The 22354-nt window shown below is 28.1% G+C and carries 14 protein-coding genes; 12 read left to right on the forward strand and 2 right to left on the reverse strand.

What is annotated here, in order from left to right; all coding sequences use genetic code 11:
- Window positions 1-15: 15 nt before the first annotated feature.
- The 11 genes from M4I33_RS03825 (at window position 16) to M4I33_RS03875 (ending at window position 11862) form a co-directional block, all read left to right on the forward strand.
- Window positions 16-1422, forward strand: coding sequence for an ABC transporter permease (locus tag M4I33_RS03825; protein WP_257915555.1), 1407 nt, complete (start codon window positions 16-18; stop codon window positions 1420-1422).
- 4 nt (window positions 1423-1426) lie between these two features.
- Entirely contained in the window at window positions 1427-2104 is a 678-nt protein-coding gene (locus M4I33_RS03830) for an ABC transporter ATP-binding protein (RefSeq protein ID WP_257915556.1), read from the forward strand.
- A gap of 20 nt (window positions 2105-2124) precedes the next feature.
- On the forward strand, window positions 2125-2454 hold the full coding sequence (locus M4I33_RS03835; RefSeq protein WP_257915557.1) for a hypothetical protein: 330 nt from the start codon (window positions 2125-2127) through the stop codon (window positions 2452-2454).
- Window positions 2455-2494: 40 nt separating this feature from the next.
- Window positions 2495-2878 carry a VOC family protein gene (locus tag M4I33_RS03840; protein ID WP_257915559.1) on the forward strand — a complete coding sequence of 128 codons (384 nt, stop codon included), beginning with the start codon at window positions 2495-2497 and terminating at the stop codon, window positions 2876-2878.
- Between the two features lie 556 nt (window positions 2879-3434).
- Window positions 3435-5357, forward strand: coding sequence for an OPT family oligopeptide transporter (locus tag M4I33_RS03845; RefSeq protein ID WP_194191219.1), 1923 nt, complete (start codon window positions 3435-3437; stop codon window positions 5355-5357).
- Complete coding sequence (locus M4I33_RS03850) at window positions 5350-5691, forward strand: PqqD family peptide modification chaperone (RefSeq protein WP_257915560.1); 342 nt, start codon at window positions 5350-5352, stop codon at window positions 5689-5691. The genes M4I33_RS03845 and M4I33_RS03850 overlap by 8 nt, the downstream gene beginning before the upstream one ends.
- A 290-nt stretch (window positions 5692-5981) precedes the next feature.
- On the forward strand, window positions 5982-7574 hold the full coding sequence (gene abc-f / locus M4I33_RS03855) for a ribosomal protection-like ABC-F family protein (RefSeq protein WP_257915561.1): 1593 nt from the start codon (window positions 5982-5984) through the stop codon (window positions 7572-7574).
- A 122-nt stretch (window positions 7575-7696) separates the two neighbouring features.
- A complete protein-coding gene (locus tag M4I33_RS03860; RefSeq protein WP_257915562.1) occupies window positions 7697-8536 on the forward strand; it encodes an MBL fold metallo-hydrolase in 840 nt (279 codons plus the stop codon).
- On the forward strand, window positions 8520-10001 hold the full coding sequence (locus tag M4I33_RS03865) for a helix-turn-helix domain-containing protein (protein WP_257915564.1): 1482 nt from the start codon (window positions 8520-8522) through the stop codon (window positions 9999-10001). The genes M4I33_RS03860 and M4I33_RS03865 overlap by 17 nt, the downstream gene beginning before the upstream one ends.
- Before the next feature lie 485 nt (window positions 10002-10486).
- Window positions 10487-10978, forward strand: coding sequence for a hypothetical protein (locus tag M4I33_RS03870; protein WP_257915565.1), 492 nt, complete (start codon window positions 10487-10489; stop codon window positions 10976-10978).
- 23 nt (window positions 10979-11001) lie between these two features.
- Window positions 11002-11862, forward strand: a complete 861-nt coding sequence (locus M4I33_RS03875) for a DUF11 domain-containing protein (RefSeq protein ID WP_257915566.1) — start codon at window positions 11002-11004, stop codon at window positions 11860-11862.
- A 39-nt stretch (window positions 11863-11901) separates the two neighbouring features.
- Here the strand turns inward: M4I33_RS03875 and M4I33_RS03880 are convergent, their stop codons facing one another.
- Together M4I33_RS03880 and M4I33_RS03885 are read right to left on the reverse strand one after the other, a co-directional pair.
- Window positions 11902-14913 carry an isopeptide-forming domain-containing fimbrial protein gene (locus M4I33_RS03880; protein WP_257915567.1) on the reverse strand — a complete coding sequence of 1004 codons (3012 nt, stop codon included), beginning with the start codon at window positions 14911-14913 and terminating at the stop codon, window positions 11902-11904.
- Window positions 14914-14934: 21 nt separating this feature from the next.
- Window positions 14935-15339: a hypothetical protein gene (locus M4I33_RS03885; protein ID WP_257915568.1), complete on the reverse strand. Its 405-nt coding sequence runs from the start codon at window positions 15337-15339 to the stop codon at window positions 14935-14937.
- Between the two features lie 165 nt (window positions 15340-15504).
- On the opposite strand from M4I33_RS03885, the gene M4I33_RS03890 reads away from it, so the two are divergent.
- The coding region (locus tag M4I33_RS03890; protein ID WP_257915569.1) for a hypothetical protein at window positions 15505-22354 on the forward strand (6850 nt) is incomplete at its 3' end.

The following is a 22354-nucleotide window of genomic DNA, read 5'->3' on the forward strand; positions in this document are numbered from 1 at the left end:
AAGGAGAGTGTCTAAATGTATATCTTAAAAAATTCGCTTAAAAATTTAATAAGAAATAAAGGAAGGAATGTACTTCTTTTAATAATAATGATAGCTACATTATCTTGTACAGCTGTATCTATTATTATAAATACTACCTCAAACGAAATAATAAAAGGATATAAAAACAGTTATGGCTCTGAAGTATTTATTCAGCCAAACCAAGAAAAGGTAAAAGAATTATCTGAAAAAGGTGATATGGAAGAACTTTACAAAGGAATTAAAACTGATATAAAAACAGATATTTCTAAATCAAAATATCTTAAAGAGACTATATTTACTTCAAACTTTGGAGGTTATAGCAGTAAATTTAAAGCTTTAGATGAAGAGGAAAGCAAAAAACAAAGTAACGGTATGACAGCTGCAAGTATGATAGCTGGTGGAGAAGAGTTAAAAAATGCAAAGACTCCAAACCTTAACGTTTTAGGTGGTTTAAGTAAAGAAGGGGCTGAAGAGTTTAATAACGGAAAAAGAAAATTAACAGAAGGTAAAATGCCAGAAAAGTCAGGAGAAGCTATAGTTAGTGAAGATTTTGCAAAACTAAACAAATTAAAAGTTGGGGATAAAATAAAGATTCAAAACCCTGAAGACCCAAATAAATATAAGCCTCTTGAATTAACTATATCAGGGATTTATTTTGATTCAAATACTCCGCAAAACTTAGGTTTTAAACACCCTATGTTAAATAGAAAAAATGAGATTATAACAACTTTCGATACACTTAAAAATTATAACAAAGAATCAAAATCTAAAATGGAACCTGTAAATATAGAAGCTAAATACTTTTTAAATAATCCAGACGATTTAGAAGCTTTTAATAAGGAAGCTCACGAAAAAGGATTAAGTAACTTATATGATGTATCTACAGATGTTCAAAGTTACAACAATATAGTAAAACCTATAGAAGGACTTAAAAAAATATCTAATATATTTATGATTTTAGTTTTAGCTTTCGGAGGAAGCATACTTATTTTAATTTCAATTCTTAGCATACGTGAAAGAAAGTACGAAATCGGAGTGTTAAGAGCTATGGGAATGAAGAAAAATAAAGTAGCTTTAGGGTTAGTTTTTGAAACGATATCTTTAATACTAATATCTTTAGTTATAGGAGTAAGCATAGGAAGCTTTGCATCAGGACCAGTTTCAAATATGCTTTTAAAAGGTCAGCTAGAAGCACAAAATGATAGCTTATCTGGAATGATGGTAAGTGTAGGTTCTGTAGATCCTGTAAAACCTATAGAATCAATAAATGCAAGCTTAAGCTTAAATTCTATATTAGCTATAGGAGGGATTGCAATTCTTCTAGGGCTTATATCAGTTATTATAGGGATTTTATATATTAATAGATACGAACCAAGAAAGATATTAACAGAAAGGAATTAAGATTATGAGTTTATTGAGTTTAAAAGATGTAAGTTATAGATATGAAGGATCGAATAAAGACGTATTTAATAATGTGAATGTTAATTTTGAAAAAGGAAAAGTTTATGGAATAATCGGAAGTTCAGGGGCTGGGAAGAGTACACTTCTATCTCTAATTTCTGGATTAGATGTTTGTAAAAGTGGAGAGGTTTTATATAAAGGAATAAATTTAAAAGATAGAGATAGAGATTTATATAGAGCAAAAGATATAGGAGTTATATTTCAAGGGTTTAATCTTTTATTAAATTTAACTGCAAAAGAAAATATTCTTTTATCTATGAATATAAGTTCTGTAAAAGAGAAAAATAAAGAAGATTTAGCTTATAAGTTATTAGATGATGTAGGAATAGATATAGTTAAAGCAAACAGAAAAATTTTAAATCTTTCAGGTGGAGAGCAGCAAAGAGTCGGTATAGCAAGAGCGCTATCTCATAACCCCGATATAATAATTGCAGACGAACCTACAGGAAACTTAGATAGCGAAACTGAAGAAAAGATTATGGATATCTTAGTTTCTTTAGCACACGAAAAAAATAAATGCGTAATAATAGTAACCCACTCAAAGAGAGTATGCACTTATATAGACGAGATTTGGGGCTTAAAATCAGGAAAACTATTATTTATTAAAAATAAAAAAGCTTAAGTTTTGGAGGATTTAATAATATGAAAAATAATAAAAAAATAGTGATTTTTATGAACCTTTCTTCGTTTTTAATGGGTGTCTTTACAGTATTTAATTTATATTCTTCCTATAAATATATAAAAGGTCTAACTCTTCAAGGTTATGACGTAAGTAAAAATATAATAGACGTTATAAATTACTTTATAACAGCTGTAGGACCTTTTATTTTCTTTACTATAAGCTTATTTGCACTAGGCGTTATAATTAAAGGAATAAGTGCACCTAAACCTTTAATTATTAATAAAGCACTTGAAGTAAAAGAAGAAATTAATAATTCAAATGTAGTCGATGAACTACTAAATGAATTATAATTAAAGAAACAAAAATTTTATTTAAAAGGGAGCTGAATGTATGAGCATTAAAATGTTACACACTTGTATTAGAGTTAAGGATTTAGAAGATTCACTTAAGTTTTATAAGGATGCTTTAGGATTAGTCGAAACTAAGAGAGTGGATTACGAAGATTATAAATTTTCTTTAGTTTATCTTTCAAACGAAGAGGGAGGCTACGAAATCGAATTAACTTACAATTACGACGTAGAAAAGCCTTACGAATTAGGTAATGGATTTAGTCACATAGCTATAGGTGTTGAAGACGTAGAACTTACGCATGAAAGACATAAAAACTTAGGCTACGAAGTTACAGAATTAAAAGGCTTACCTGGAAAACCAAAGGATTATTATTTTGTTACAGACCCTGATGGTTATAAGGTAGAGGTTATAAGAATCAAATAATAATAAATATATCAAATTGATAATAGGACGGTAAAAGTCCTATTATTTTTTTATTATTTTATCTAAAAATATATTAAAAAATATGAATATAGCTAATTTTATGTGGAATTATAGTATCTAGAGGGTTAATTTATAAAAAGTAAGATTGTTTATCCTATAACAAACTTTTGGTATAATATTAAGCATAAAAATTATTAAGTAGATGTTAAAACTTCGATAAGATAACATTAAATTATATTTATACAGATTATTATAAAAAATTATTATAGATTTTTTGTAATTTAAATGGTAATATATTAGTTATTAGAAAAAAGAGTTTAGCAAAAAATAAACACATAATAAATAATTCGTTAACCTGTGGCGGACTGCTACTAATTAATCGACAAAATTCGATAAAAATATTAATAAATCGTTATTTTGAACAGTTTATTAAATACTAAAAAATTCTCTTAAGTAAATGTTTTGTGTGATTTTTTGGTGTTTTATAATAATACATTAAATGTTTAGTGGTGTGAATATTATTCATCACTTTAGAACGAAAGGAGAGGGTAGGTGTATGAAAAAGAAGTTATCTAAGGAAGCTTACGGTGGAGTACACGGAAAAGAGTACGTTCCTTACTTTACTGGTAAGTCAAAGAAAGGGGTAAATGCACCTGTATTAATTATCGGTATAATTTTAGCTGCTGTATTTGCAGCATCAACAGCGTATTCTGGAATGAAATCAGGGTTAACTGTTGCAGCTGGTATACCAGGGGCAATAATAGGTTCGGTATTTGTTGGGATTTTTGCAAAGAGCAAGGGTATCCTTGGAAAAAATATTACACAAGGTATGGCAAGTGGAGGAGAATCAATAGCAAGTGGAATGATTTTCGTACTACCAGCTATTATCCTTATTGGAAGTGACATAACTTTCGTAGAAGGATTAGTTGTAGGTGTCGGAGGAGTTTTATTTGGTATAGGATGTTTATCACTAGTTTATAACTACTTAATAGTAGAAGAGCACGGTGTTTTAATGTATCCAGAATCAATGGCGATTTCAGAAACATTAGTAGCATCAGAGGGAAGCGAAGATTCTATTAAATTTATGGGAATCGGATTTGCTATAAGTGGAATAATTAACGTTTTAACAGGATCATTCTTAAACGTAATAAATAACACTATAAACTTCGTAGGAAGCAAGTTTTATAAGTGGAAGTTTTCAACAGAAGTTAACCCACTTTTACTAGGAATTGGATTTATAGTAGGACTTGAAGTATCTCTTACAATGTTTGCAGGTTCTTTATTATCAAACTTTGGTATAGCACCATTAATCGGATATTTTACTGATATGGCAGAAAAAACTGCTCACTCTTGGAATGATGCATCAGTATTCATAAACCAAATGGATGTAAACACTATTTCAGGAAGTTATGTTAAATACATAGGTGCTGGAATGATGCTTTGCGGAGGTATAATCGGAGCTATAAAACTTATACCAACTATCATCGTTTCAATTAGAGAAACTTTAAATGCTAAAAACATAACTGAAGAAGGCGCTGAAAAAAATAGCGGTTCAATGATAATACTTTTATTAGGTGCTGTTATAGCATTCGTAGCTGGATTTATGATTTCAAATAGCATAGCTATGGCAATCACAGGTACAGTAGTTACACTAATATTATCATTACTATTTGTTATAGTTGCAGGACGTTTAACAGGTACTATCGGTACTTCAAATCTTCCTGTTTCAGGTATGACTATAGCTTCACTAGTTATTTTAACTTTAGTATTCGTTGTTATGGGATGGACTGGAAAAGCTGATAATAAATCTTTACTTTTATTTGCAGCATTTATGGTAGTTGCAATCTCTGTAGCTGGAGGTTACAGCCAATCTCAAAAAGTTACTTACATCATAGGTGGAAGTAAAAGAGATATGCAAAACTCATTTATGTTAGCTAGTATCGTAGGTGTAGTTGTAGTTACAGGAACTATAATGGTTCTTTCAAGCCAACTTGCAGTTACTGGTGCTGATGCACAATTTGCATTACCTCAAGCTAACTTAATGGCTACTTTAACTTCTGGTATTATGGAAGGAAACTTACCTTGGCCTATGATTATCGTAGGTGTTGTTATGGCTTTAGTTTTATTCTTATTAAACTTACCAATAATGACAATAGCTATAGGTTTCTACTTACCAATATCAACAACTTCTATAATCTTAGTTGGTGCATTAATCCGTGTTATCGTTGAAAAAATGTGCAAAGATGAAAAAGAAAAAGAAGTTAAAGTTTCAAACGGAATCAGTTTATCATCAGGACTTGTTGCTGGAGGTTCTATCATAGGACTTATCGGAATAGTTCTACAAGTTACAGGAATAATCACTCCAGGAAATCCTACAGGATTCTTAGCAAGTAACGGTATGGCTGCGATACTATTAGTAGTATTATTTGTAGCAACAATAGTACCTATTATTAAATCTAAGGTGAAGAATAATGGATAATGATGAACTTTTAGATATGCGATTTAAAATTTCACCTAAAATAGAATTTGAAGTTGATGAAAGCGGGATAGTAACTATTTTAGAGATTCAAGACCACAAGATCCAAAAATTCTTTAGGAAATTAAAATTTAAGATTCCTAAATACAAAAAAACAAAGCTAGATGACTTTGGAAGTACAGTGTTTTTAGAACTTAACAAAAACAAAACTGTAAGAGAAGTCGGAGAAGCTTTAGAACTTAAATTTGGAGAAAAGGTTCATCCTCTATACGAAAGGTTATTAGTTTTCATAAATCACATATATCTAAATCTTAACTATATCGAAAAATTAAGTTAAGAAACTAAAGTGTAAAAGGACAAAATTTGTTCTTTTACACTTTTTTTATTTCTTCTGCTATAATGAGAATATATAAGAGTAAGAAAGAAAGGGCAGGTTTAGAAGAGAAAGCGATGAGAATATAATTTACTTTTTAGATTTTAGTATTATAAATTTTTTAAAGCCTATATTTATAGGTTTATTTGTAATGCTTAGACTTCGGAGAGTAAATTATTTCTTTACTTTTATTTAGCTTGCCTAAAATAAGTCTCTCCATTTGTCTAAGTGCATCTAAGGAGGGACTATTTTTTATGGAATTAATTAATATAGATAAATTAAAAAAATATTATAAAGACAGATTAGTTTTAGATATAGAAAAGTTTTCTATGTTTGAAGAGGAAAAAATCGGGTTAGTGGGAGAAAACGGTGCAGGAAAGACTACTCTTTTAAAAATTTTAATAGGTGAAGTAGAAAAAGACTTTGGTAAAGTCTTTTTAACTGATAGCTATTCATATATAACTCAAGATGAAAACTTTAATGATTTAAATAAAAATCTATCAGGAGGAGAAAAGGTTAAACTAAGAACAAGAGAAGCTTTAAGAGATAAAAAGAAATTAATAATTGCAGACGAACCTACAGCAAACCTTGATAGAAAAAGTATTGAATCTTTAGAAAGGCGATTTAAAGAATTTAAAGGTGCTATACTTTTAGTTTCCCACGATAGGGAGTTTTTAAATTCAGTTTGCACTAAAATAATAGAAATTAATTCTTCAAAACTTAAAGTGTATGATGGAAACTACAACACTTATTTAAGATTAAAAGATGAGGAAAATAAAAATAAAGAAAGAAAATACGATTCTTTTATAAAAGAAAAAAACAGATTAGAAAAAGTTAAGATTAAAAAGGCAGAAAAAAGTGATAGAATAAGAAAAACTCCTAAAAGAATGGGAAACTCAGAAGCAAGGCTTCATAAGATGGGAGGCCAAAGAGGTAAAAAGAACTTAGATCAAAATGCTAAAGCTATCCAAAGTAGAATAGAAAAGCTAGAAAAAGTAGAAAAGCCAAAAGAGGATAAAGAAATTAAAATTAATATAAGAGAAGGCTTAGAGATAATTAGTAAAAACTTAATAGATATAAATAATTTAAATATAGAATTTAAAGATAAGGTGATTTTAAAAGATGCTTCCTTTAAAATAAAAAAATCTAAAAAGATAGCATTACTTGGAGAAAACGGAGAGGGTAAGACAACTTTAATAAAAGAAATATTAAAAGGAAGAAATCAAAATATTAAAGTCAATCCTAAAGTTAAAATAGGTTACTTTGATCAAGATAGAAAAATCTTAAAAGAAGATAAAACTATTTTAGAAAATATAAAAGAAACATCTTCTTTTGACGAAACCTTTATAAGGATAAACTTAAGTCTTTTTGGCTTTAGAAGAGATGATATAATAAAGCCTATTAAAGTTTTAAGTGGAGGAGAAAAGGTAAAGGTAGCACTTTTAAAAATAATACTAGAAGATAATAACTTTTTAGTTTTAGATGAACCTACAAACTACTTAGATATAAAAACACTTAGCGCTCTTGAAAAAGCTTTAAAAAGTTCAAATAAAACTATGCTTATAGTTTCTCACGATAGAACTTTTATAAATAATTTATGTGATTATTTTTTAGAGATTAAAGATAAAAAGATTATATCTTTTAATGGAAACTTAGAAGAATTTTTAGAAAGTAAAAATAAGAAACCTAAAGAAGATATAAAATTAAAAGAAAAAATAATGCTTTTAGAAAATAATATTTCAAAAACTATATCTTTTATATCAGTAGAAAAAGATATAAATAAAAAGATTCAATACGAAAGAGAATACGAAGCGCTCTTAAAAGAACTTAAAAAATTAAAAATGTAATAAGAAAGGACTTAAGAATTTAACTTAAGTCCTTTTAACTATTTTTAAGGCTTAGTTTTTAGAAAATATAATATTTTGATGTTATAATTAAAAAATAATAAAGATTAAGGAAGTGTTTGTTTTTGAAGATAAAAATAACTACTTTAATAGAAAACAAAGAAGATAATTATAACAAATTAAAAAATGAGCATGGATTATCAATTCTTATTGAGGCTTACGGAGAAAAAATATTATTTGATACAGGAAAGTCAGGAGACTTCTTAGATAACTCTAAAGATTTAAATATAGACCTTAAAAATTTGGATTATGTTATATTAAGCCACGGGCATTACGACCATAGCGGAGGCTTTAAAAGATTAGTTAAAAGCTTAAACTCTAAAACTAAGTTATTAGTTTCAGAAGAATTCTTTTTAAAAAAATATAAAAAGTTAGATGACGGCTTTAAGTTTAATGGTAATTCTTTTGATAGAGATTTTGTTTTTGAGAATAATATAAATATAGAATTTATAAAAGAAGATTTTAAAAAGATAAGTGATAAAATTTATTTGTTTAAAAACTTTAAAGTCTTTAATGACTTTGAGAAGATTGAAGATTGCTTTTATTTAAAAAAAGATAATGATTTTATAAAAGATGATTTTAAAGATGAAGTAGCACTTGGAATAGATACAGATAAGGGGATTATCTTAGTTTTAGGTTGCGCGCATATTGGAATTACAAACATAATTGAATCTGTAAAAAGAATAACTAATAAAGAGATTTTTGCAGTCTTTGGAGGAAGCCATTTAGTAAAGGCTTCTAAAATTAGAATTTTAGAAACTATAAAATACTTAAAAAAGCAAAATATAAAAGTATTAAGATTATCTCACTGCACGGGAGATAAAGCCTGTAGTGAACTTAAAAGAGAATTTAAAGATATATTTAAATATAATAAAACAGGAGATATAAATGACGATTTGGTTTGATAATGGGGAAAATACAGAAATAGAGATATTAGAAATATTAGATAATACATTAGAACTATTATCTTTGTCTGATATTTGTTTGAAAACTGGAAAATCAAAAAATACTATAAAAAAATATTTATTTAGTTTAATTAATAGACTAGAAAGTAATTATTCTAAAGAAGATATTTATATAAAAATCAATAAGAAAAAGATAGAATATTTTAAAAGTGACTCTTTTAATCTTCAAATTATCTACAAACAAATAATTACTGAGTCTTCAGCATTTAAAATGATAGATGGTTTGTTTTTTGAAGATTTGCCTAGGATAGAAAAATTTTCAGAAGATAATTTTATAAGTGTTTCATCTACTAAAAGAAAGATAACTAAGCTTAAAAAAATATATGGGAAATGCAAAATAAAATACAAACCTCATAGTAGAATTTTAGTAGGGGAAGAAATAAACGTAAGATATTTTTTCTTTAGCTTTTATTGGAGTATATTTAGAGGTAGCTTTTGGCCTTTTAAAAACTTCAATAAAGAAAAACTTTTAGAGTCAGTAGAATTACTAAAAGAAAGATTAGATATAAATTTTACTCATATAACAAAGGAGCAGTTTATCTATCTTTATGTCATTGCATCTACTAGAATAAGTAAAGGTCATACCTTAAAATTAGAAGATGATTTAAAAAATACTCTTAAAAACTATGAAAATTTTGAAGTCTATACTGATGATATAAAAGAAGTTTGCAAGAAAAATAACGACGATTTTAACGAAGATGAAATTATAATGTTATCTATAAATCTTTTACTTATTCCGGGGATAAAAGAAGATTTTAAAGAGTGGGAAAACATAGAAAAGTTCCACAAGGAAAATAAAACTAGAATCTTTAAAGCAACAGAGTTTTGGATAGAAACTTTTCAAGATAAGTTTAATTACACCTTTACTAGAGATGACCTAAAGGAATTATATAAGTATTTAATAATATATCATTCTAGTGCTTTGTTTTATAAAGATAACTTTAAACTATTAGAATTTTATTCTTATAAAGATGAATTAAAAGAAAGATTTCCAAGATTCAATAAGGTGTTTTTAGAGTTTTTAAAGGAACTAAGTGAGGGAGAATTTAATTATATCTTTGATAGTAAAGATTTTTTAACTAGAAGATATGCACTTTTGTGCAACAGATACTTAGATGTTAGAAAATACGAAGAAACTATCAAAATATCAGTAGTTATGGATAGTAGCATAATGTATAACAAAATAATAGAAAATAAAATAAACGATCATCTTAAAGAAAAGTACCTTTTAGAGTTTGTAGACGACAGTAAAGATTACGATATATTAGTAACAAATATAATAAAAGAAGATATAGATATAGATAAAATATTATATATAAGATCCTTTTTAAACGAAAGAGATATGGAATCTCTTCAAAGAAAAATTCAAAAAATCAAATATAAAAAATCAATTTTTAACCTTTAAAGAGTTATTAATTGAGCCCACATAACTCTAATTCTTTTGTAAAATATTAATGTAAGGAACGTTCTTACAAAAGGTATGTTAAATATAATAATTCGCATATGATAAAAGAAATAAAGAACGGTACATATGTAAATATGTTTTTAACTATAAAAATAAATCCATCTTAGTATTTATAATTTCATTATTTTATAGATAACTATTTAGGGCTTTAGTTATCATAATATAAAATCCTAGAATTAATTAAAACATGTTTTGGATAGTGGTATGTTTTAATATAGTGTTTTATCGAAAAACAAATGCTATTAAAGAAAAGTTAGGGATTTAGTTTTTAAAGGGCTAGTTAAATAAAATATATTTACGTTTAAGTTAACTCCGATTAAGTTAGAACTAAACCGCACAGATTTTGTGCGGTTTAGTTTTTTTTTGTACATAGATAAAAGACTTTGCATATTATATAAATGAATAAAAATATCAAAGGTAAAAAGATGAAAGTTAAGCTTAGAAAATTTATCTTTAATAAAGAAGATTTTGAAGATGAAAAATACTGTATTCATTTTAATATATATAAAAATATAAAGTTTAAAGATAAATATTTAAACATTTCTAATAATAGTTGTAGAGTAAAAGAAAAGGTTAAAATGAATTTAAATAAATTAGAAGGAATTGTAGAAAATTTTTCTATAAATAGTTTTAAAGTAATAGATTGTTTAAAAGAAGAAATAGAAGAACTTCTTTTGATAGGCGAAATAAAGCTAATGGTTGTAGCTGAATATAAGTTTTCAAATAATAAAAGATTTGTAATTAAAAAAATATCTATGCCGTTTACTGAAAAAATAAATATACCAAAAGATACATGTAAGTTAAGTACTATTAATTTAGAATATGATATAACAGATTTAAGTTTAGTTAAATTATGTGAGAATAAAGCTTTAGTTAGTGTTACTTCTTTAATTAAATACAGAGATTTATATATTTAAGATTAAACTTTAAAGGTGATTAAATGGAAATAATAAATAGCTGCAGGGTAGAATATAAATATAGGTATTCAGATTTAACTCCTATAATTTCAAATACTTCAAGCAGTAATATTGTAAAAACCTTAGTAATTCAAGATAGATTACTAATAACTAAATTTGTAGATAAAAAATGTTCTTATTCCTTAGAGGAATTGACTTATACTACAGAGATAGAAAATATAAGTAGCATGAATATAAAAAATATTTTTTTTATAGATAATATACCAAAAGAAACTAGGTTTATTGAAAACTCAGTAAAGATAAATAATAAAAAAGAAAGATGTTTGAATCCCATTTTAGGTTTTTTTATAAATGATATTAAGAAAAATAAAAAGGTTATAATAAGTTTTAAAGTTTTAATAATAGATAGGTGCAAAGGAAAGCTAAAAAATATTTCAACAGCTATTTATGATTATATTTATAATGTAGAAAAGTATCCTATAAGAATAGATTTAAATAGTAACTCAGTTTTAACTAATAATAAAAATAATTTATCAAAAGATTTCTTATTATTTAGTAAAATAGAAACTATTTGCAGTATAAGTAATATTTCAGAGGTCAAATTTGAAATTGATGTACTACAAAGTAAATTTATAAATTCATTTATAAAAAATAAAGTGAAGGTCTTAGTTTTAGGTAAGATAAAATATAAAATATTTTATAAAAGCTACAATAATATGAGATACTTAGAAAAGACTATAGGTTTTTCTGAGAGTATGTTATTGCCTATAGAGGCTAGTTATCTAGATAAGATTCAAATCAAGATAAAATCTAAAGATTTAGTTTTAAATATAAAAGAAAATAAAAAAATATTTATAAGTAATAATTTAGTTTTATATTATTAGAAGCTGCAAAAAATTAATTAATGCAGCTTCTTTTATATTTTAAAATGGATTAGGGTCTATATTTAATACTGTGCTTTCTGGGTAAGGGCTAGTTTTAGACTTGGCTGTAACTGTGAAATCATATCTTACCCCTAAAGAATTTATAGGGATAAGTGCAGTTATTTTTATGACTTTAGAAGTATTAGGGGCTAAATTTGCCATAGCTTGTAAGTCTGCTTGGTATAAGGTATTTGCTAAAACATCAGAAATTTTAACATCATCTATATAAAGGGAATAAGGGATAGATACCTTTTGTATTATTAAAGTGAAATCATCATACCCCCCACCAGTATTCTTAAAGTAATCTAATATTAGGGCAGTGTTTCCTGGAGGAGTTACTATAAATGATGTTGTAGGGTTTATTTGATAGATTGGGTCTGGAAGAAGTGAAACTGAAGGTCCAAGTGTACAAGTTATAGGATTACTAGTTTCTCCTCCATACACTTTTGAAGCTGTTACATCATTATAGTAAGAAGTTGCAGTAGCTTGAGTTATCATGCTTGTTCCAGATTTTGAGTTTGGTTTAGGAATAATAGTAAATATTATATAAGCTAGAGAAGATGGCGGAAGGGAGCTTATATTAACTATTAATTTTTTTAAGGTGATACTATAAACTCCGCTACAAAGAATTGAATTATCTATTGAAGAAAATACAAAATTATCATTTATAGGGATTTCTATAGTTCCGTTTACTAGGTTTATTAAACTATTGTTTTTCATTATTAATTTAAACTGCATAATTGAATTTAAATTAATATTTGCAGTAGAAGTATATTGGGTTTGAGTAGTTAAATCTGTAGCACTTAAACTCATAACTAAATTTGGATGATTTACTGTTATTATTAAATTTTTGCTTAAAGAATAATAAGGGCCACTAGCTACCTGCCCGTAATAACAAGTTAGAGTGTTTGTTTGAGTTGATGAAATAGAGTTTAAAGCTTTAGTTGCGTTAGTTATTTTTGAGGTAAATATATAAGTTAAAGTTTGTATAGAAGTCCTTGAATCTATAATTGGTTCAGTTTGAAAAGTAACGTTATTTGAACTAAGGGTTGGATTTACTAAAATTCCGTTTTTGTAAGAAGGACCAATATAACTTTGTCCTCCGCTTGGAAGAGTGTCTTTTAAATACAGGTTGTAAGCTATTGTTCCAAGGGGAACCGCTACAGTTAAGGTATAAGTTATATTAGATCCTACTTTAAAAGTATCGCTATAATTAGTTTTAGTTAATGATATAGCTGCAGATGAAATTGTAGTAGAAGCACTTTTATTTAAATTAGAATATTGAAAATTAGTAGTACTCTCGTTATACACTTGAGAGTAAGGGTTTGTAGTAGTAGCTGTAGTTAGTATACTTACGTTTGGTGCTATTACGCTGCTTATAGTTACTGTATAAGTTAAAGTCAATGATTTACCTGGACTAAGCTTCTTAATATAGAGTACTATATTGTTTCCTTGAACTATAGGAGGGGTAAATGTTCCAGTACCTGTAACAGACATACTTCCGACATTTAAAGTAAACCAAGATGGTGATAAAGTGTCATTTAAAGTGAAATCAAAGGCATCAGTTTCACTTGAAGAATTAGAGTTACTTATAGTTACAGTATAAGTGTAAACTTCATTAGCTTTTATAGCACTTTTGTTTGGACCTGAAACTGTTTTAGTTAAAGTAAGGTTTGGAGTTCCGATATTTACATTAACTTGAGATCTATTGCTATAAGCTACTCCATAAGTGTTTATTCCTTTTAGTTTTAAAAGATTAGCATTTTGAGTAGAGGAACCTAAAGTAGCTATTGGGACTTTGACATTTATAGTTCCTGTAGACAACCCTAAAATATCACCATAATTAAAATCAACACCGTGAGGAGAAATTAAATTAGGAGTAGTGTTTACTGGCATTACACCTGTAAAAGAGTAGTTCAAATTATCTATAGGATCAGCTGAAAGTGGGAAAAAGTCATCTATAAAAACTGACTTTTGGATAGCTTTTAAAGTAGATGCATTATAAGTTAAAAGGTATTCAGCTAAATCTCCAGGTGCTAAAGCTGTTATTGTTTTAGGGGAACCGTCTTTATAATACCCTTTTATGAATTGTTTAGTTATATTTCCTATAGCAATACTTGAATTTACGCTTGAATTATCAGATACATTTACTAAAAGTGTATCTAAAACTCCTGTTATATCAGTATTTGCTGAGAATAGATCAAAAGCCACGACAGGTAAATTTAATGTTAAAGAGTCAAATTTATACCTGTAATAACTATCAACCCTTGCAGAAATTGTTACAGTTTTAATTGAGTTTATAGAAGCTAGAGGAAAATTGTAAGTTAAATAAAAACCTTTTAAAGTAGGATTATCTACTACGCTATTTGGAATAATAGAAGAGGATAAATAATAAATTCCATCTGGCAAGAAATAATGAACTATAATATTTTGAATGTTATAATAACCTCCTACTTTGTATACGTAGGTGTACGTTACATTTGTTTGAACGTCAACTGTAGATTTATTTATAGATGTCGTTATTATTAAATCCATAGCTGAAAAGTTAGTTGAACTAGTTGAAGATGCAATTATGAGAGGGTCATTTGAAACCATAGATATATTCATATTTAAAACAGTTCCATGATTTATAAGATTTGAAGTGTTGTTATTATATCTATTCCAAACTGCATAGCTAAATATAAATGTAGTATTACTATTTATAGAAAGATTTATATTTCCAAAATATAATTGGGTATAAAGTTTCCCGTCTTTATTAACATAGCTTATAGTTGGAGAGTTAAACTGAGAAGAATCAGTGCCAGAAACAGATATATTTCCAATATATCTTATCCCATCATCTAAAAGTATAGTTATATTTACAAAGGATGCAGAAAGAGAGTTATTAAAAAACTTACAAGTTGCAGTTGTAACTTGAGAATAGTCGTTTAAATTAATAGAAGTTCCAGCACCCTTTAATACCTTTCCAGAAGTTACTATAGTGCTATTAAATCTAGTTGTTATATAAGTCATAGAAATAGTGCTAGTTAGGACTTAATTTCCTATATCATAAATTCCTCTTGGCATAGTATCAACATAGCTATATATAGTTATTCCAGAAAAATTATAACCAAAAGGGATAGCGTTTCCGTTTTTGAATTTAGCATTACATTTTATAGTTATAGTAAATATATACGGAGTTTCAAGAGGTGCTAAGTCCTTTATATTTACAAAAGAATAGGTAGTGCTATTATCAGCGTTTGTAGTACTAGAAGTTTGAGGTGTAGTAGATGAAGATAATGTTAAACCATCAGGAAGAGTTAGAGCTATTCCTAAGTTATATAACCTCTTTGTAGAACTTGTATTTTGAATGTTTACATTAAAAGGTGATGTGCCACCTATTAAAATCGGAATGTTTTGAGTTTGACTTATAGTCATATTAAAAATACTTGAAGGCATTTTGTACTCCTTTTTATTTTAAAGTTTAATCTATATATTTTATTCAAAAAGTAAGGTTACGTTGATAGATTTTTATAAGAAAAAGTAACCTATGAAACTATATATTAATAAAATATAAGTGGGACTTTAAGTCCTAATAAGTTATTAAACTTTAAGGAGGAAAAGATGTCTTTAATTCCAAGAATTTCAATAGTAGATAAAGCAGTTTTAGTAACGGTTGGAAATAGTCTTGTTATTTGTGGCAGCAATACTGCACCTATAATTAGTACATCTGATCTAATGAAAATTGATGGTACTACAACAAGAGATTATACCTTATCTGGAAGCTCAGCTTTATTAAATATCTTATCAAACAGTACAATTTTATATGCTGAACTTGTTTGGTATTCTTCAGTATTTAGTAATGTACCTGGTGCTACAGATTTAAGAAGCATTCAAGATAAACCTATAACTTTTACTACGCCAAAGGGAAGTTACCAAGTGACACCTTTATATAAGGAAAGTTATAACGGCACATCAGGAACAGTAGATAGGTATAGGGCTGCAGATGTTACAAGTTATATTAAAGATTCATTGTCAGGAACTTATTCAGTATCAAATGTTCCGACAAGTGTACCATCTACAGGCTTAAGTAACAGTAGAGCAGGGTGGTCTTTAAATGTAATTTATAGAAATAATTTATTAAAACCTCAAAAGGTTGTCTATAGCTCAGGTGTTTCTGTAGCAACTTCTAGTACTCCCTTGCAAACAACTATCACAGGATTTACAACATCAACAGATACTGATCTTTTAAAAGGGTATGCAACTTTAGTTTCTGCAAATGGGGGACCGTTAAGCGGAACAGAAATGGTTTATGCAGGGCCATCCTTTGCAGCATTAAGTAATATCGGTAATGCAGTAAACAGTCCAAGTTCTAATCCAGGTACAGCTCCAAATAACCCAGGAAATAATTTCTTTTCAGGGGTTATTAATGTAGCTAACCAATTAGATTCTAGTAATGGGCTTATAAATATTAATGGAACTAGAGGAACTCTAAATAACGACGGATTTATTCCAAGTCAAACTATAGGAAACAGAAATAAATGGGATATAACTAGCGTTGATATATCAAATACTTTAATTCCAAATCAAACTCTTTTAGCAGGACAAATCACAGCTGGAAGTGAAACAGACGGAATACAATTAGTAGCGCTCGGAGCACAAGTTTTAGCAAAAGCTCCAAATATAACAGCTACACTTTTATCTTACGATATAGATGGTGATTCAGAATATAACACAGAGGTAGGAGAACCTTTAGCTTATTCGATTCAAGTTAAAAATGAGGGGGATGTCGATGCAAATAACGTTATAGTATCGGCTGTTATAAATGCAGCTACTTCTTTTATACCAGGTTCTGTTACTATAAATGGCGTATCTTATCCAAACTACAATATAGCAAATGGAGTAAACCTTGGAACTGTAGAAGCTAAAGGAATAGTTACTTTAATGTTTGAAGTAGTTATAAAAAGCGTTCCAGAGGGTGGGTTACTTCACCAAGATGCAAATTATAGTTATCAATTCCTTTCAGGGATAGATACTATAACTAATTCAGGAAAAACAAATACAATAGAAGTAATAGTTCAAGAGGGTAATTTATCTGTAGTAAAGTCAGTGTCAGAAGCAAATGGCCATATAAACGATATAGTAACTTATACTATAGATATACAAAACACAGGAACAGAAACAGCTCAAAGTATTTTATTTCAAGATAAGTTAGATTCTTATAGTTCTTTTGTAAGTGGAAGTGTAACTATAGACGGAGTAACTTTTGGAGATTTAAATCCCGTTGATGGATTTAATTTAAATGATTTAATTAAAAATGATAGTACTGAAATTAAGTTTAGAGCAAAACTAAACTCATTACCACCTTCAACTAAGATAACAAATATAGCTTGCGTTTCGTTTAAATATTATTTAAACCAATATGTATTTTCAAACAAGAAAACTATATTCAGTAATTCAACGTCTATTCAAATACTATTTTCAGAGATTATAGGAGAAAGGTGTAATAATAACAATTACCCAAATATTGGAGATACAGTAACTTATAATTTGAGTTTAACTAATATAGGTAATTTAGATTCTAGTAACGTACAAGTTTTAGAGCCACAAGTTATAGGGGCTTCTTTTGTTAGCGGAAGTGTCAAAATAAATGGAACTAGTTATGTAAATCTTAATCCTTTTACAGGCTTTACTCTACCAAATCCTATAGTAGTTGGAACTACAACTAACATTCAATACGGCGTTTTAGTCAATAGTTTAGATAGTTCAAATCTTATAGAAAATATTGCGAATGTTCCTTTTAAATACCAGATATCACAAGGGTCTAGCATTATAAGTTCTGAGATTGATTCAAATATAGTTGATACTGTAGCAAATTATGTTTGCATGAATATAGTTAAAGCTGTAGATAAAGCATATGCATCAGTAGGGGATACTTTATACTACAAAGTTAACGTAACTAATAATGGAAATATAAATGCAATAAGTACAGTTTTTTTAGATAGTATCCAATCAGAAGCAAGCTTTATAGCAGGAACAGTAGCGATTAATGGAATATATTACTCAAGCTATAATCCTAATATAGGCTTTACTTTAGGAACTATTTGCCCTGGGGATGAATTTGAAATAACTTTTAGTGCTAAAGTTATGTCTCTTCCAAACCCTAATATTATTTACAATACTTCAAGTTTAGTTTACGGCTATCTTCCAGATCCAAACGGAAGTGTTTTAAATAATACTATTTTTAGTAATCAAGTTCAAACTATTATTAATAAGGCACAGTATTCTATAGTTAAATCTGTTAATAAAACCTATGCTCAAGTCGGTGATCCATTAGTTTATACAACAACTATAACTAATACAGGAACAGTACCTTTAACTAATATCATTTTTGCTGACTTTATAAATTCATTCTTAGATTTTTACGAAGGTACAGTTTATATTAATGGAGTGAATTATCCAAATCTTAACCCTAGTGATTCTTTCCCTATAGATGATTTGCACCCACAAGATACTGCAACTATTGTTTTTGCAGCTACAATAATATCAAATCCTGATGTTGGATATATTCCTAACATGTCAGAAGTTACTTTAACTTACAAAGAAAATCCAGATAGCCCTGTAGTTACAAAAACTGTTTATTCAAATGTTGTAAAAACTTATGATCCATTTGCAAATTTAAGTATTACTAAGAGTGTTGATAAAGCTTATGCTGGAGTATCAGATACCTTAACTTATTCTTTTGTGGTATCAAATACAGGAATATCAACAGCTTTAAACACTTTCTTCTCAGATACACTTCAATCTGAAGCATCATTTGTACAAGGATCAGTTTTAATAAATGGAATAAGCAAACCGTTATTTAATCCAGAAGTTGGATTTACTTTAGGAGATATAGTTAGAGGTAGGGTAATTACAGTAGAGTTTAAAGTAGCCGTAAACAGCTTACCTTCACCAAACACTATAAAAAATAATGCAATTACAACTTATAATTATTATGTGGATCCAAACGGACAACCTATATCTAAAACAGCTACAAGTAATACTGTAACAACTATAATAAATTCTTATTCAGCTACTTTAACAAAGGCAGTTGATAAATCTTATGCTGCAGTAGGAGATGTTTTAAATTACACTGTAACTGCAACAAATACTGGAACTGTAAATTTAGAAAATGTTGTTTTTTCAGATTTAGTTCCTGTTGGAGCTACATTCCTTCAAGGTTCAGTAATTATAAATGGAGTAAGTAGTCCAAGTTCTAACCCAAATTCCGGATTCTCTATTACAAATATTTTACCAGGAGGAGCATCTGTAATTCAGTTTAAGGCTACTGTTACAAGTGTTCCAAATCCACCGCAAATTAAAAATACGGCGAGTCTTTCATTTAACTACAAACTAAATCCAACTGGACTTTATATAAATGGAAGTTTAACAAGTAATACTACTACAACTAATATAAAAACTATGTCACTAACAAATACTAAAAGTGTAAGTAAGAGTTATGGAACTTTAGGGGATACTATAACTTATACTTCTGTTATTGTAAATACCGGTACGGTAAATGCAGAAAATACTATGTTTGTAGATAATATTCCAAGCGGCTTATCCTTTGTATCTGGTACTGTTAAAATAAATGGAACAAGCTATCCATCATATGATCCTCACGTAGGATTTACGTTAGGAACTATACTTCAAGGAAACAGTGTAACAATTACCTTTGATACAACTGTAAGTAGTATGCCTTCTAGTGGATTTGTAAGTAACACTTCTAATATAGAATATCAATATAAAATTGATCCAAACGGGCAATATTTCACATCAAACGTATCAAGTAATAGTGTAGTAACTTATATAAATTATGGGGATTTAACAGCGTTAAAATCAGCTGATAGAACAGTCGTAAGATTAACTAATATAATTAATTATACTGTAGTTATAAGTAATACTGGAAATACAATTCTTAAGAATTTAAACTTTAAAGATATTATTCAAAGTGAGTCTTCTTTTAATATCGGTTCGGTATATGTAAATGGTGAAAATAAACCATTATTTAATCCAAATATAGGATTTAGTTTAAGTGATATACCTGTAGGAGGACAAACTATTGTAACTTTTGCAGTTACTGCAAATTCTATTCCAATAAACAATGAGTTATTAAATAAAGCTGATATAACTTATTCATATTTTGTAGATCCAAATGGTAGCCCTACTACTAAAACTAAATCATCAAACGAAACTACAGTTATGGTTTATGATACTATTATATCTTCTGATAAGACTGTCGATAAAGCATTAGCTAAGATAGGAGATACTTTAAACTTTACTGTAACTTTAAATAATGAAGGAAATACGGTAGCACAAAATATTTTATTTAAAGATATTTTAGATTCTAATATATCCTTTGTTACAGATTCAGTTTATGTAAATAATGTTCAAAAGACAGGTTATAATCCAAGTACTGGATTTAGTTTAGATGATATAACAGGTGGAGGAACTACAACTGTTAGGTTCCAAGCTACTGTTATAAGTAGACCTACTGGAAATATTATTTATAACTATGCAACTACAACGTACAAATATACTGTAGGGATAGATGTTATAGATGGAACTATAAATACTAATACAACGGAGACTTATGTAGCATACGGGGAACTTACAGTAACAAAATCAGAAAACCTATCCTATGCAACTGTTTCCGATAATATAGCATATACAGTAAAGGTGCAAAATACAGGTTCAGTAAATGCAACAAATATTAATTTCAAAGATATAATTCAAAGTGATGCGTCATTTGTCACTGGATCAGTCGTAGTTGATGGTATAAGTCAAAGCGGATACGATCCAAACGTTGGATTTAGTTTAACTGATTTAATTCCAAATCAATATCATACAGTTACTTTTACTATTAAAGTAGATTCATTACCTTTAAGTGGAGAAATTCAAAATACTGCAAATATTAGATTCACGTATAAGCTAACTCCTACAGATACACCAGTTACAACAACTACGAATTCAAATACGGTTATAACGTATATTAAAATTGGTAATTTACAGGCAACTAAAACAGTAGATAAGGCTTACGCAACTATAGGAGATACTTTAAATTACACTATAACTATTAATAATTTAGGAAATGCAACTTGCTCTGATATTTTCTTTAAAGATATATTAGATACAAATGCAGCATTTGTAAGTGGAACAGTTAAAATTAACGGAACAACTTATCCAAGTTTAAATCCAAGCACTGGATTTAATTTAAGTGATATTGTAGGTTATGGAAGTGTAATAGTTAAATTTGCAGTAGTAGTCCAAACTTTACCAGAAGACTATACTATTTACAATAAAGCAACTTATGATTATAGCTATTATATAAATCCAAGTAATCCAAAAGTTATATCACAAGGAACAAGTAATACGGTAACGACTATAATTAATGTAGGTTCATTAAGTGTAACTAAGGCTGTAAGTAAGGCGTATGCAACTATAGATGATGTATTAACTTATACTGTAACTATAATAAATACAGGAAATACTTTAGCTAAAAATATTAACTTTAGAGATGTTATACCTCAAGGTTTAACATTTGTAGAAGGGTCAGTTACAATCGATGGAACTAGTTATCCAAGTTATAATCCTTATACTAGTTTTAGTTTATCTAATTTAAATGCTGGAAGCACTGTAGTAGTAAGGTTTAATGCAAGTGTAACATCACTTCCAGCCCCAAGCTTAATTAGTAATACTGCAAATATTACTTTTGCTTACAAAATAGATCCAAACGGACAAGATATTACTATCCAAACTAATTCAAACACTGTTCAAACTCAAATTAATTTAGGTTCATTATATTTAACAAAGGCAGTAGATAAAGCTTATTCAACTATGGGAACAATAATAACCTACACTGTAACAGTTACGAATAATGGAAATGTAGATGCTAGTAATGTACTATTTACAGATGCCCTTCAATCAGATGTGACTTTTAATCCAGGTTCAGTAACTGTAAATGGAGTGAGCCATCCAGATTATGATCCAAATGTAGGATTTAGTCTAGGAAATTTAGCGCCGCTTGATTCAGTAACTGTCGTATTTAAAGTAACAGTTATTCAATCTCCGTCTCGTAGTTCAGTTATTAACTATGCTTTAGGAAGTTTCTTCTATAAAGTAGATCCAAACGGACAAGATTATAGTAAATCTATTCAATCAAACACAGTTTCAACTATAATAATAATACCGAGTATAACTGCAACAAAGGTAGTAAATAAAGCATATGCTACAATACAGGAAATTTTAAATTATAGTATTTTAATTAAAAATACAGGAAATACTACTATTTCAGAGATGGAATTTGCAGATTTCCTTTCAAATGGAGGAACATTTAAAACAGGCACTGTAGTAATTGATGGAATAAGTTATCCAGCATTTGATCCTATAGCAGGATTTAATATGCCGAATCCTTTATTATCAGGAAATACTT

The sequence above is a fragment of the Clostridium sp. LY3-2 genome (assembly GCF_024705715.1).
Lineage (GTDB): Bacteria > Bacillota > Clostridia > Clostridiales > Clostridiaceae > Clostridium.